The organism is Aquimarina pacifica (assembly GCF_000520955.1).
In the GTDB taxonomy this organism is placed as follows: Bacteria; Bacteroidota; Bacteroidia; order Flavobacteriales; family Flavobacteriaceae; genus Aquimarina; species Aquimarina pacifica.
Map to the genome: position 1 here is coordinate 25,064 of NZ_JACC01000044.1, position 14,622 is coordinate 39,685.

The window sequence follows — 14,622 nt, forward strand, 5'->3', positions numbered from 1 at the left end:
ACTAAAATTGAAAATAAATAAATTGTTGCTCACTACCAGAGTAATAAAATATAGCACCAATAATTAGTAAATAGCTAACCCATCTTATCATAATAGGAAACCTTGGGTTCATGTCTTCAATGGCGAATTCATTTCTACGCCCCAGCCATTCTATACCTACAAACAAGAGTATTAGCAATGCCGTTTTTTTTGGAAATTTTTCGGGGATGCTAAATATGGATGGCGAGAATATTTCTCCTATATACTGAAATGCATGCTGTAGATCATTTGCTCTAAAAAAAATCCATGCAAAAACCGTTAGTCCAAAAGTGCTTACTATTTGAACAAATTCTGAAATCGAAGGAAAGAGGTTGTTTTGAGCTACAATGGTTATGTTTTTTCGATTTTTACCAAGAAGAAGTAGTGGTAAAAAATACAATGCATTTAATGCTCCCCAGATTATAAAAGTCCAATTAGCGCCATGCCAAAAACCACTTACTATAAAGATAATAAGGGTGTTTCTTACCTTCATCCATGTGCCACCTCTACTGCCTCCCAAGGGGATATATAAATAATCTCTGAACCACGTGGATAATGAAATATGCCATCGTCTCCAAAATTCTGAAATATCCCGAGAAAAATAGGGAAAGGCAAAGTTTCTATGAAGGTTAAAACCAAATAACCGAGAGGTTCCTATCGCAATATCTGAATAACCTGAAAAATCACCATAGATCTGAAAAGTAAAAAATAGTGCTCCCATGACTAAGGTGCTTCCAGAAAACTGATCTGAATTATTAAATACCAAATTGGCATATTTGGCACAAGTATCTGCAATCACTACTTTTTTGAATAACCCCCATAAAATTTGACGTAAACCATCTGTTGCTTGGGTATAATCAAAGTTCCTTTTGGTGTAGAATTGAGGTAAGAGATTCTTAGCTCTCTCTATCGGGCCAGCCACTAGTTGCGGGAAGAATGCCACGAAAGCAGAAAATGCAATAAAATCTTTTGTAGGCTCTAGCTTTTTATTATAAACATCAATGGTATAACTTAATGTCTGAAACGTATAAAAGCTAATCCCTACCGGAAGAATAATGTGTAAGGTATGCGTAGTAATCTGACCTCCAAAAAAAGTGAATGCCGAACTAAAATTTTCTATGAAGAAATTATAATATTTAAAAAACCCTAAAAGTCCTAAATTAAAAAAAATACTGCTCCATAAAGCAAGCTTTCGTATGTTTTTGTTTTCATGTTTTTGTAAAAGTAATGCCATAGAATAATCAACAACACTACTACAGATTATCAATGATAAAAAACGCCAATCCCACCAGCCATAAAAAACATAACTTGCAACAAGAATCAGAACGTTTTGTAGTCTTAGATGTTTTTGAAGCACAAACCAATACAACAAGAATACAATTGGGATGAAAATTGCAAAATCTATTGAATTAAAAATCATACATCAGCTTTTACAAAAAAATGTTTTTTAACAACGTTTTTTACATTTTGAAACACTAATTCTTTACCCCATTTTACAATATTGTCATTCCATCTTTGAGGGTGAAAGGTAAACATTACGCGATCAGGAAAAACAGCCGCATTAATTACTTCAATAATCTCTGGGGTATGACGATATCTTCTTGTGAATTTGGTTTTAACCTTGTCGCGTACACTAGTTCCTTGACCATCCCATTTTCTGCCAGTATCGGTTAGATAAAACACGTCATTAAAATCGATATCAAAATAGGGCTCACCAATAATGTCATAGTCCTGATACTTATAGGTACTCCATAGTTTTTTTGAATCATATTTTGATAAAGGTGATCCATGCATGCATATGGTAGAAACAGGTGTAAGGGCTCTGAGAGCAGATAAATTAGATTCAAAATCAGAAATACCAGCCGACATATCACCATTTGTGGTAGTAAGGCATTCGTAGTGATACCCTATTTCGTGACCCAAATCTGCAATCTCAAGAATAACGTTTGTATCCCAGCTTTCGGGAACTGCTCTAAAATAATAGGTGCCTTTTATACCGTATTCTGACTGAATTTTTGCAAAATCTAAAGAATTATAGGGCAGCAAGTCAACATCATGCCTTAATATGATGACCTTTTTTTTAGGTTGTCTAATGAATTGATCAAAAGTCTGAAATTCGTACTTGTTATTAATCAAAGCATGTAACAGTGCTCTGTATTGTTGTAAAGTGAAATCAATCATGAGAAGGGATATTATAGTTTATTAGATTCGGGGTCATTGTTTTGCTTTTTGGGTAGTTTTCTACAAACCATATCATGAAGGAGGTGACGTCAATTTTATCTTCTAATAATTGTTCACGTTTTTTTCTGAACACCTCTTTTAGATCAGGGATTTTATCAAGTTCCTTTATTTTAGATAAGACACCCGTACCATTTTCGAAGTTAAAAAGGAGTCCGTGGGCAGCTTGGTCATTAATAGTTCCGGCCATTATACTGTTTATATAGATAGCAGGTGTTCCTAATACAGCAGATTCTGATGCCATAGTGGCTCCTTCGCCAATAAACATACTGGCAAAAGCAAGTGCATTGTGCATTTCTTCGGGAGGGATTTTGATTTGATACCTACTGAACTCCTCAGGCAATTGCCCTTCTGAGGAGATAAAAACGGTGTACTTTTTTTCTAAATAGGTGATTATTTCTCTTTTTTCGGATATAGATAATCCTGTTTGATTGATGTCATGACTTGCGTTCCATGAAACAAATCGTAGTATCACGTATTTTGTTTCTCTTGTTATTTTTAGAAGATCATAAATCTTTGCGTTCGGGGTAAATCGATTCGGGTGTAAATAGGCTAATTCATGATAACCTTTATACTGAATTTGTTTGTTCCCCAGATTTTTGTGAAATGAGTTAGAGGTTAATACACTTTCTGTAAAAGGCAGGTATAATCGAACTTGCTCCATGTTTCCAGTATCTTCCATAGAGATGTGTGGGGTATTGAGAATTGCAGATGCATGTGCAGCATAGGGCGAACCATGACTCATGAAAATATCAGGCTTGAATTTGAGTCCTTGAATACAGGCCATAATATCAAATTTTAGTAAGCCAAATAGCTTTCCGAAGGTGGTATTGTATTTTTTGCCGAAAGAAACGTAGTTAAGGTTTTCTGCTTTGAGTAATTCAATTTCGAATTCTTTTTCTCTACATGTAAACAAGAATTCATGCCCCTTTTTTTGCATTTCTTTTGCAAAATTCTTGAATAAATGAACATGACCAGGATGGCCGATATCAATAAGGATTCTCATTGTCTTTTGATTTTGTGGTTACTACCATTTTTTTAGTGCTTTTACGGCTCTTTTTCCTATGCTGTATAATATGGGGTTAGCTATATATATAAAGCGCCCGTGTTCTACTTGTTCTCCTCCGAATTTTGATTTGAATTCTCTTACTCCATAGTCTTCATCGGGTCTCCCGGCTCCCATAAAATCAAATCGCTGAATATCATTATTACATGCATATTGAATCGCAGACCATGTTGCAAGGATACTTGGGTAAACGTTTTTGAAAACACCATCTTTACCACAGACATACCACTCATAAATTACTTTGTTCTCGAAAACAGGAAAAACAATGCCTCCAATGACTTCTTCCTTGTAAAAAACCAATAAAAATTTAGCTACTTTCTGGCTCCATAGCGTTAAGAAAAAAGCAAGATCAGGGAGTGGTGTTTTTACTTTTTTCTTATACAGCGTATGTAAGATTGTATAGAAGGCTTCTATATCAGACTGTTGATTTGCTTCATGTACTTCTGCCCCCTCTTTAAGACTTTTTTTAATTTGTCTGAGCTTACTGTTGCTCATTCTTTTTTTAACATTTTCTTCGGTATCACAGTTCACTTGAAAATTTAAATGAGGATGATATTCAAAACCTGTTTCTTCAAGAATACTTTTATATTGGTTATAAGAGTTGAAGTTGCGGGTTTCGATATAGATTACCTTACTCTTTAAATGTTTAATCACCTTTTTAAATAAGTGACTTATTTGTTCTGGTTGAGCATCAGGAGATATTACGGGGCCACCAAAAATAATAGCGCGACTTGTAAAAGACGCTTTGATTCCGCTTTCTTTCTGAATGATACCCGATACATACGCGGTTATTTTTTTTTCACTTTCAAGAGCAAAAAAAAAGGTTTCATAACCAATAGTCTTAAAAAAATGAAGTGCTTTTGGGGTTTGAAAAAAGTTTGCTGTCGTATTCTCAAAAAGTGATGCCCATTGTTCTGAAGCAATTAGGTTAACACTTGGGTGTATTGTAAAATTTTGAATCATAGTGCTTCGGTATATAGGTTGGTTAATTTTTTTGCAATAATATTGGCATCTAAGTGCGCTATTTGATTTCTGCCGCTAGTGTACTTTGGGTCATCATGCAAAGCATGTTGTAAGCTATTAGCGATTTCATGTGCATCAAAATCTGTAATAAAGCATCCTGAGGTTTTTCCTATAGTGTTTTTTATGTCCCCTACATCTACAGCTACAATTTTACAGTTACATGCCATTGCTTCTTTAATGACATTAGGAGAACCCTCCCAAAGACTGGTCAATAGAATTACATCAGATGCGTTAAAATAATAAGGCATAAGCTCATTAGGGATATCTACTAAGACGTGCAGTTCTGTATCGGCTGTATCAAGTAATGAAACTGCTTTTTGTGCCAGTTGATAGTTTTTTTCTTTTCTTTTTGGGTTGGCAGCAAAAAGAATATGCTTTTTATCTTGGCTCCATTTAGTGACGTCTAATGCAGTAGTTTTAGAAAGTTGCCGGAATTTTGTAAAATCAACGCCATTAGGAATAATGGCAACATTCGCAATTCCACATGATTTTTTCATGTCTTTTGATTTTACGATGATTTTTTCCCAAAAAAGAAGGTTACAAAATTTGATAAGGAATTTTAATAGAGGAGAAGCCTTTACATCACTTCCCATTAAAGAAACTACTAATGGCTTTGCTCCCGCAAGTCCAGCTACAATAGCACTTAGAGAATAGTGTGCGTGTACTACATCATGTGTTTGTTCTTTTAGAAATTTTTTAAGCAAAAAGATATGTTTTACATACCCTCGAATTCCTTTTTCTTTAATAGTAAAAAAAGAAACGTTATGCCCAATAGACTTTAGAGAGTTTCCCTGATTAAGTACCAGGGGAGAGATCCCGTTTATAGTGTTTCCGCTACTTACAAAAAGAACTTTCATGGGCTACAATATTTTTATGAATAACTAATAGCTTCTTTTCGTTTTACTTCCTTCTTTTCTAAATACTCGACAACACCATCTACATAGGCTTTTTCTAGCGCTACTTTACCTTCTATAAATTCCCATTTTTGATATTTCTTTATAAAATATCCTTCAGAATTTACGAGCGCTGAGGTTCCGAAATATAGAGATTGGTATTCTATTAAATAAAATGCTTTACCATCATATGCAATATCAATTGAGGCATGAGGGACATTCATTTTTCTATAAATATCTAATGCAAAATCAAGGATCCCTTCTGGTGCTTCTGCCTGCAATCCATACTTATAATTTACAGTACCTCCACCACTTGCTCTAATATCTCTTCCCTTTTGTATGGGCCTTTTGAAGATGTAGAGTTTTTGTCCATAAAAGAGTATTTTCCAATCATTTTTTAGATCCGGAATGAATTCCTGAATAATGAATTTTTTGCGATATACACTTTCTTTAATATACCCTTTATGTCTTATGGATCTGGCATGATCCCATAAATCCATAAAATAGTTACGAGGTGTAGTTTTTTTTACGGTTGCTATTAATTCTTTTTCTGAATTCACCAGTTTTACTCCTCTACCCACTGCTCCTTCAGATGTTTTAAAAACTACGGGATATTGTATGTTGTTCAAATGCATCTTCAGATCTTTTAGGCAGCCAAATGCATTTGATTTAAGATTGTTGGTGTATCCCAAATAATCTCTCATAAACTCCATAAATACTTTATTGTTATTTGCACGTAAGTGAGTGTAAGCTGGCATAACATTTGCTCCCATTTGCTCTAACCCATATATAATATCCTCTATATATGATTTGTAATGATATCCAACATCTTCTGATGAAGTATAGATGATGTGCAAATCTTTGTATTGTTTACTTCGGAAATCGATTTCATTAAAGAATTTGTATTCAAGTGTATATCCAGCTTCTTTAAAATAATGAACTAATTTCTCTTTGTCCATACCACTTCGATATGGGAAATTAAATTTCTTAGATCCAAATACGGATTTATAGTCTTTTAATGCTAGTATACGTTTCATTTGTTTATGTTTTCTTGGGAGACATTCATTGTAGTATGTTAATTTGAGCATACAATTATGTGCTGCCAACCATTTTATTCACTTGCTGTTTTTTTTCTGGAGTACTGTCTATGTTTTTAAGAATAGATAAAGACAATAATAAGGTGTCTCGTTCTTTTTCTGGGCTATAAACGGTAAGCGCATCTAACATTTGGTTCAATTTTTTGTGATCAAAATAGATACTCTTAGTAATGTAAGGGCGAAGTTTTTCTTTATGTTTTAAGACTCCGGTAACGATTCCAAAATTATCCATGTATGTTTTTTTGACTTTCTTGACAAATCGTTTTTTAAAAAATGGATACACAATATTGATCATATAAAACATGTTTCGTACATCTATAGGGCGATATCCTTTACCAGTCATTTGGCGATAGATAACTGCGTTCGTTTTTCTTATGATATCAGAATAGATATACTGACCCTTAGTTCTTTTTAGCGGGTTTTGCGTAAAAAAGTCATTGTTTGTCCCTGCGTATTTTGTCTGCAATAGTGTTTTGACAAATTGGTAATCAAGAAAAGGAGTCCTAACATTGATGTATCGTTGTTGTGTGGTAATTTTTTGACCAAAGAATTTTCGGACGGTTTCTTCAAATACAAAAGTGTAGAATTGCTGATTGAGCGTATTCTTTTGTGACAAATTTCTTTTGTATGCTAGTATCTCTTCAACTAATTCATTAAGCTCATTTACAAACTCTTTTTTATTGAGGACATTTAGAGCTATAGATGTTTTTAGTTTTGTTCGTATGGTGTTTTCATCAGAGATAGTAAATAGATTTTTGAGGGCGACAGAAGTTACTGTTCCTGTTGCATGAAGTGCTCTGAACAATTCGCTTCCTACATAACCAGAGAGCATATATTTTGATCGCTCACTTATTTTTTTGGTGCTATAAATGTAATGAGCCTGTAAAAAGCCGTTGCCCATATATCCATTGGTACTATATTCATGAGCATTGTTGTAGTATTCGTTTTCTAGATATTTTTCAGAACTAATATCATAGGATTGATATGGTATGTTTAGCTGTTTTGCATTTGTTTTTGGAACTCGAACATCATCAATTTCTTCACGTCCAAAAGAAAATGTAGCGAATTTTTTGTCATGGTACATTGCGCAGCTCACAAGGGTTCTTCCATCAAATCCACTAGTAAAAGCAATATCAAAGGGTTCCTCTGGGAAATAATGTTGTGTAGTCTCGATAAACATGTCACTCAATTCATTTGCCGTTTTTCCTTTTCTTGGGGAAGAGGAGAAAAGTTCATCTATCCTCAAATGTTTATTGATGAGGACATCATGCTGTTTATTTTTAGCAAATTGAATTGAAGAGTGACATGGTAAAAGTTTAATCTCTTGATAAAGGGTCCGGTCAAAAAAACCATAATTAAATAAGAGATTTTCGAGAATGAATTTTTTGTCTAGTCTATATTTTTGAGGGCTATACTTTCTAATTAAATTTATAGAAGAAGAAACAATAGATTGGTCAACTTTATAATAAATAGGTAGAATACTAAAAAAACTAGAATATAATGTTACGGACTTATTTTGACTTACTATGGCATAAAAGTTTCCTCTTAATTTAGGAATATCTTCGCTTTTCGAGTTTAGTAATGTTTCTTGATCTCCAATATAGTCTCCAATAATGATGATTTGGGTATCGTTTTTCTGGCACTTAGAATATACACTATTTGTATATAGAATGAGGTCCTTACTTAACTCGATACGACTTTTGAAATTGTCAAAAATAACATCCGTTTTTTCTAGTTGGTTACGTATTATAAAATCATCAATCATATGTTGTCTTTTTATTTTAAATCAATTGTCTTATAGATAGTTTAAAAACATTCCACATGAGAATGATTGCAAAAATTAATATGAGATATAGCGTCCAGTGTCTTTGTTGCTGTTTATATTTTGATACGATTCCATCAGACATAAATATGATAAGAAAGGGTAAAGAAATAATCTGAAATCGATCTTGATGGGATATTCCTGAAGCAGCAAGAACTAGTATATAAATAATGGCAAGTGAGCCTACCAGAATTGTTTTCTTCTGTTTTAATTTGATAGCTCTAATAAGCCCAAAAAAGACAAAGAAATACATCCCATTTCTGATCACCTCATTCTGAAAATGCGCATAAATAGCTAATTGAGAAGCTTCAAAATCAAGTACCGATGGGAAGGGAGTTAAAATTGCTCCTGCGACTAATAAAGGAGCAACTAATGCCGCTGCATAATTAACTCCTCGACTTTTTGATGCACCTTCTAATTCGTTTCCGAATTGATCAGAACTAGCAGCGATCGCTTCCTCGACATAGATATCCATATGCAAAGCTTTCATTACGTAGATAGATCCTATCATTATACCTGCGACGATCAAAAAGGAAAACAAGTAATCACTTCTTTTTTTGAGCTTAAACAGGGACATTTGCAATAAGATAGCAATCAGTAAAATAGGAGCTAGTACAACCCTAAAGTAAAAAATAAGTCCAAAATGTAAGAGGATCAATGTTATGTAATAGGGACGATAATTAAGAGATTTCGTTATTTTCATGGCAAAATAAGTAGCATTGACCAAAAGAAATATGAGTATGGTTTCTTTTAGAAACATGCCTCCGAACCATAAAAGAGGAGGCATAATCATTGCTAGAATCCCTGCTATTTTTGCTTGCTCCCCTTGATATATAATTTTAGTTATTTGATAAATTCTAAGGACAGTAAAGCTCCCTACAATAGCATTAAATAGCTTTATGACGTAGGGTATTTTTCCGAATATGCTATATATAGCTCCTATAATAATCGAGAACCCGTAATCAGATTCACTTTTCCAGAAGGTAGACAATGACATGAATATATTTTTATTATCACGAATGGCATCGGCAACGATCACCCCAGAATAATGATAGTTCCAAGAATCTGCAGCGGATAACTCAAAAGGAAGACTGTTTGGGTCATAATTAAGAGTTATAAAATACATGCCCAGAATCCCAAGGATACGATATAGAAGACTATGAAAAAATAACTTTGTTTTGATGTTGTTTGTATTTCTCCAGAGCACCGTATATCCTCGTAACGTAGTATAAAAGAATAATATAATAGCCACCCCAATCAAAAGTATAGGTAACGGCATTATATAATTAGGAAATATAATGATATGAAACAGGAGTACACCTGTAGAAAACAGGATGCCCAAATTTGTATTTGTTTGTGTCCAATACATTAGCTCATATAATGATATTGATAGGTTTGTTCTATTTGATTAATCTCATAATATTGCGAAAAGCTTTCTTTGGCATTTCGGGATAATTCTTTTTTTTGATGGTCGCTAAGCTCAATATATTTGGTTATCGTATTTATTAAGGAGTTTACCTCAAAATCCGGAGTTATAAATCCATTGTAATTGTCAATTACAACATCAACCATTCCGCCGGCAGGAGTTGTAATTATTGGTATTCCCATAGATAGCGCTTCTAGAGCAACAATAGGCATACCTTCTTGAATAGAGCTAATAATCATGGCATCAGCTTTTGATAAAAAATCAGGAGCATTTTGATGGGGTCCTGCAAAAAATAAGTTGGGAGCATTAATTTTTTTTACTTCCTTGACCAATTCAGTGTGACTAGGTCTTCCAAAATGAATACACATGGCATTCGGATATTTTTTGGCAATAACAGCAAAACTTAAGGCCAACAGTTTATGGTTTTTATATTTTGATATGTTACCAATGGTGACAAATCGCTTTCCCTTTTCTGGTGTAACCGAATATTTATTCCAGATATCTTCAATTTTGTGTGTAGTCCGTTGTATTGTATAACTTTTGATTCCGTTTCTAATCATCGTACTCCTTAGTTTTGGAAACCCTTTTTGCACATCTCTGTGAATAGAAGGAGAAATACAAACATGCAGTACTTTGGTTCTCATGAAATGTTGTAGTCTATTGAGCCAGGTCAATCTACGTTTCCAGTTACTATAGCTATTATGTACCGTGTGTACGTATTTTACTTTGGTTTTGATAAGAGCAATGCCGTGCATATAAATCATGGCCTGGGTAAGATGAAAATGAAGTACATCAGGCTCTATATGACTAATTAGACGATACAGTTCCCAGAATTGATTACTCGTATATTTTTTTTCCCAGTTTAGATCAAAAATTTTGACTGCCGGATGCACAGACCCCTTAAAATTTCTTTCTGGATCAGTATACCCTAAGAGTATAATGGATACAGAATTGTGTTTGACTTGCTCACTGGCTAGTTGCACCACAAAATTTTCTGCTCCACCAATATTAAGGGATGGTATTACGTGAATAATTTTCATTGTGTCATTTTTCCGTATACCCAACTATCAACTACCTCTCGCCCTGTATTATTTAGAGAAACATCAAAATTATGTTCTTCTAAAAACTGAACCACATTTTCTTTTATTTGTGTTTTGTTATCAAAAAGAAAATCATGACAAGAGATTGCAATATTTTTGGTAATTTTTATTGTGTTTTTCATTCCTTCTATCATTTGTAGTTCGGCACCCTCAATATTCACTTTTATAAAATCAATATGATTGATGCCATTTTGTTCAACAAAATGATCTATGGTAACCCCATCTACGGGGAGTCCTTTTTTAGAAGTATTAATAAAATCTTTTTGATAATCTTCGGTCTCCTCTATCCAGACTTTTTGATTACTATTGGTAATTGCCAGATTGAAATTTTTAAAGTTTTTGAGATTGTTTTTCTCGCACAATTGGGTTAGTTTTTGACAGCTATTCTTACTAGCCTCGATGGCATATATTTTTCCTTCATTTTCGGTTTTCTCGTTAAAGAATAGTGCTTCAGTGCCAATTCCGGCTCCAATATCTACGATAACATCTCCTTTTTTTGGGACATACATCCTGCATGCCATTCGCTCTATGAATTTGTATAATTTCTTTTTACTAAAATTGTAATAAGGTTTTTCTACCATATATAAATATTGTTGTTCACTCTTTAGCCAATACATGTCTAATTTTGGATCGTACTCTATGTCATTTTCTCCACCCATAATCCAGGTACTGATGCGCCCAAGAAATTTTGCTTTGTATTTCTTGCCTGGGATGAATAGCGTTAGGGTATTTATCAACCCCATTGCAACTTTTTTTATAAAATTCCTCATGATCATATTTTTTAATTTTGTTGTTAAAAGAATTTTAGACGATTAGAAAGAATCCCTTTTATTTCTATCCATTCTTTGAATTTAAGTACTTCAGAAATCACCAAATACATACCTCCAATTAAGAGTGATCCGAGTACAAGCTGTATGCTTACATTTTCAAAATGACTACTTATGTAAAAACTGATCAAACCAATGAGCAGGCTTGTTATCATATAAGGGATTAAATCTCTTAATTGACTGTAAGCAGAATAAGAAATGTATTTTTTTGTATAGTGTGTATTAAGAAGAAAACCAAGTATCGATGATACTACATATCCTATGGTCATAGCGACTAATCCAAAATTAAATGTAGCCAGTATAACAATGATGGTTATTATATTTTTTGCCAGTTCGAGTTTTAGAAATAAATCTGATCTGCCTTTTGCATTCAGAAAATTTAGATTTATATAATTAATGGGTATGAAAATAATATCGATAGAAAGAATCTGAAGCAATACTACTGTTGGTAACCATTTTTCGGTCAATAGTGATAGGATCAATGGTTTAGAGAAAAACAATAATGTAACAATAATGGGGCATAGAATAAATCCGGTAAGTTTTATGCTTCGTACTAATAATAGTTTCACCTTGTTATCATCATCTATCACTTTAATTAAGACAGGAAAAGTTACACTTTGCAGTATGGTGTGCACAAGGGCTCCTGGTACTTGTTTAAAAAGTGTTGCTCGCGTATAAAACCCAAGTTCTTCGGCTTTATATATTTTTCCTATCACGATTAGATACAGGTTTTTAAAAAAAATCTTGAGCAACTCAGAAATCATAAGATTAGAACCAAACCCAAAAAGGGTTTTGAATGCTGCAACATCAAAAAGAACTTTTAATTGCCAAGGATGCAAAATCCAGAAAAGAAGTGCAGAAAGGACACTTCGGGTTAATTGTTGGTATACAAGTGACCAAACTCCATATCCATTCATGGCCAAATAGATTCCTACAAAACCACTAATCAATGTTGAGGTTATATTAATAATGGCCACAATTCTTAAGTTAAGTTTGGTGGCCAGAATGGCTCTATGAACAATGGTGGTAGAAACAATAATAATATTAATTGCAACTACTTTGATGAGGTCTGTAAGTATGGGCTCATCATAAAAATTAGCTATCGGGTTGGCACATAAAAAAAGAATTATGTACAAGAGTAGGCTTACAAATAGGTTAAAAAAGAATATAGTCGAATAGTCTTTTATAGAAGCATTTTTTTTCTGTACCAGAGCAGTGTAGAATCCGCTATCTACAAGGGATTGCGAGATCGCTATAAAAATAGCGATCATCCCAATGAGTCCGTAGTCTTCTGGCATAAGAATTCTTGCTAATACAATTCCGAAAATGAATTGCATCAGTAAGGTTGAAAATTTATCTATACTACTCCAAATTAATCCTGTAGTTGTCTTTCTTTTTAAAACACTCACTCACCATTGTTTTTATTATCTAATTTGATCAAATTCAGAGATTGTTTGGTTATTATATGTACTGCACTTTTTTCGATTTTAGCAGTAATGGGTGGTAATCCTCTCTAAGAGAGCTTATTTCTGCATTTCGTATGTCGTGAACAAGCTGTATTGATGGCTGGGCATCAATAAGTCCAAAACCGTTACCTTTAAGAATTTCCTGATAGCTTTTTGTATGCAATTCTGTAAACCCTGAACTAAATTCAATTTCTCTTCCGTCTACCTGAATAGATCTGTAGGTTCTTTGGTTTTTAAGTTTGACGGATATCGGGATGTTGTCATAATCAATAGAGAGAAACCATCGCACTCTGGCTTTTTCTAATTCTAGATACCCTGCAGCACTATACATATCATGTTTATGTACAATATTTTCTGTAACTCCACCAAATATCCACAGGAGCATATCAAAAAAATGTACACCAATATTAGTAGCAATTCCTCCGGATTTATTAATCTCTCCTTTCCAAGAACTATTATACCAACTGCCTCGAGAGGTTAGATAGGTAAGGTCAATATCGTATATTTTGTCTTTTGGTCCCTCATCTACCATTTTTTTGAGAGCAACAATACTTTTATGCAGTCTCAATTGTAAAATCGTATTTACGTTTCGATTTGATTCTTTTTGTATTTCTATTAGTGGTTTTATATTCCAAGGATTTAAGACCAAAGGCTTTTCGCAGATTGCATTAGCACCTCTTCTTAATGCCATTCTTATATGAGCATCGTGAAGGTAGTTCGGTGTACATATACTAACATAATCTAAGGATATTCCTTTTCTCCGTTTTAATTTTTCTAGATGTCTGTCAAATCGTTCAAATTCGACAAAAAAATCGGTATTCGGGAAATAACTATCCAAGACACCTACACTGTCGAATTTGTCTAATGCTGCCAAGAGATTATTGTCGGTCTCCTTAATGGCTTTAAGGTGTTTTGGAGCCACATAACCTGCTGCGCCAATCAATGCAAAGTTTTTTTTCATCATCTTTCTTTTTAATAGTTATTAGCATTACTAAGTATTTATCTACACGTGTGTAGAAAGGGGTAGTACTTGGGGAATAAATATTCCCTCATTTGACAAGATGTGTTTTATAAACTTGTTGCTCTTTTAATATATATGTTTCATTACTTTCGGGGCATACGGCTATATCTTTCTGATCAAATTCTAATCGATGCCCATATTCGCTCATCCATCCGATCTGCTTGGCGGGATTACCTACTACCAATGCATATGGCGGTATATTTTTGGTGACGACAGCTCCCGCGCCAATAAAAGCAAAGGTGCCAATATCATGACCACATACAATTGTTGCATTGGCTCCTATTGTTGCGCCTTTTCCTACATGTGTTCTACTGTATTCTGCTCGTCTATTAACACCGCTTCTTGGGTTTGTAACATTAGTAAATACGCAAGAAGGACCGAGAAAAACATCATCATCACAGATAACACCTGTATACACAGAGACGTTATTTTGGATCTTAACATTATTTCCCAAAACGACTTCGGGGGATATCACTACATTTTGTCCAATATTACATTGATTACCTATAGTGCTATTTGGCATAATGTGAGAAAAGTGCCAGATTTTAGTTCCGTTTCCGATACTACATCCCTCATCAATTACTGCTGTTTTATGTGCAAAAAAGTCTTTGTTCATAGGGTCAAA

General features: G+C 33.8%; 13 protein-coding genes. All 13 read right to left on the reverse strand.

Translation table 11 applies throughout. From position 1 onward, the window contains the following. Position 1 precedes the first annotated feature (1 nt). On the reverse strand, positions 2-1,438 hold the full coding sequence (locus DZ60_RS0118825; protein ID WP_025743570.1) for an MBOAT family O-acyltransferase: 1,437 nt from the start codon (positions 1,436-1,438) through the stop codon (positions 2-4). Further along, positions 1,435-2,199 (reverse strand): polysaccharide deacetylase family protein, encoded by a 765-nt coding sequence (locus DZ60_RS0118830; RefSeq protein WP_034230162.1) that lies wholly within the window; start codon positions 2,197-2,199, stop codon positions 1,435-1,437. Before DZ60_RS0118830 ends, DZ60_RS0118825 begins: the two co-directional genes overlap by 4 nt. Next, positions 2,192-3,262, reverse strand: a complete 1,071-nt coding sequence (locus tag DZ60_RS0118835; protein ID WP_025743572.1) for a DUF354 domain-containing protein — start codon at positions 3,260-3,262, stop codon at positions 2,192-2,194. Before DZ60_RS0118835 ends, DZ60_RS0118830 begins: the two co-directional genes overlap by 8 nt. A gap of 21 nt (positions 3,263-3,283) precedes the next feature. Continuing rightward, positions 3,284-4,285 carry a lipid II:glycine glycyltransferase FemX gene (locus tag DZ60_RS0118840; RefSeq protein WP_025743573.1) on the reverse strand — a complete coding sequence of 334 codons (1,002 nt, stop codon included), beginning with the start codon at positions 4,283-4,285 and terminating at the stop codon, positions 3,284-3,286. Then, a complete protein-coding gene (locus DZ60_RS0118845) occupies positions 4,282-5,202 on the reverse strand; it encodes a glycosyltransferase family 4 protein (RefSeq protein ID WP_025743574.1) in 921 nt (306 codons plus the stop codon). The genes DZ60_RS0118840 and DZ60_RS0118845 overlap by 4 nt, the downstream gene beginning before the upstream one ends. A gap of 14 nt (positions 5,203-5,216) precedes the next feature. After that, positions 5,217-6,275 carry an ATP-grasp domain-containing protein gene (locus DZ60_RS0118850; RefSeq protein ID WP_025743575.1) on the reverse strand — a complete coding sequence of 353 codons (1,059 nt, stop codon included), beginning with the start codon at positions 6,273-6,275 and terminating at the stop codon, positions 5,217-5,219. A gap of 55 nt (positions 6,276-6,330) precedes the next feature. Beyond that, positions 6,331-8,100 carry an asparagine synthase-related protein gene (locus tag DZ60_RS0118855; RefSeq protein ID WP_025743576.1) on the reverse strand — a complete coding sequence of 590 codons (1,770 nt, stop codon included), beginning with the start codon at positions 8,098-8,100 and terminating at the stop codon, positions 6,331-6,333. Between the two features lie 16 nt (positions 8,101-8,116). Beyond that, positions 8,117-9,526, reverse strand: coding sequence for a glycosyltransferase family 39 protein (locus DZ60_RS0118860; RefSeq protein ID WP_025743577.1), 1,410 nt, complete (start codon positions 9,524-9,526; stop codon positions 8,117-8,119). After that, entirely contained in the window at positions 9,526-10,623 is a 1,098-nt protein-coding gene (locus tag DZ60_RS0118865) for a glycosyltransferase family 4 protein (RefSeq protein ID WP_025743578.1), read from the reverse strand. Before DZ60_RS0118865 ends, DZ60_RS0118860 begins: the two co-directional genes overlap by 1 nt. Then, on the reverse strand, positions 10,620-11,453 hold the full coding sequence (locus tag DZ60_RS0118870) for an FkbM family methyltransferase (RefSeq protein ID WP_025743579.1): 834 nt from the start codon (positions 11,451-11,453) through the stop codon (positions 10,620-10,622). The genes DZ60_RS0118865 and DZ60_RS0118870 overlap by 4 nt, the downstream gene beginning before the upstream one ends. Before the next feature lie 23 nt (positions 11,454-11,476). Further along, complete coding sequence (locus tag DZ60_RS0118875) at positions 11,477-12,919, reverse strand: lipopolysaccharide biosynthesis protein (protein ID WP_025743580.1); 1,443 nt, start codon at positions 12,917-12,919, stop codon at positions 11,477-11,479. 52 nt (positions 12,920-12,971) lie between these two features. Further along, entirely contained in the window at positions 12,972-13,937 is a 966-nt protein-coding gene (locus tag DZ60_RS0118880) for a Gfo/Idh/MocA family oxidoreductase (protein WP_025743581.1), read from the reverse strand. An 88-nt stretch (positions 13,938-14,025) separates the two neighbouring features. After that, a complete protein-coding gene (locus DZ60_RS0118885; protein WP_025743582.1) occupies positions 14,026-14,613 on the reverse strand; it encodes an acyltransferase in 588 nt (195 codons plus the stop codon). Positions 14,614-14,622: the final 9 nt, after the last annotated feature.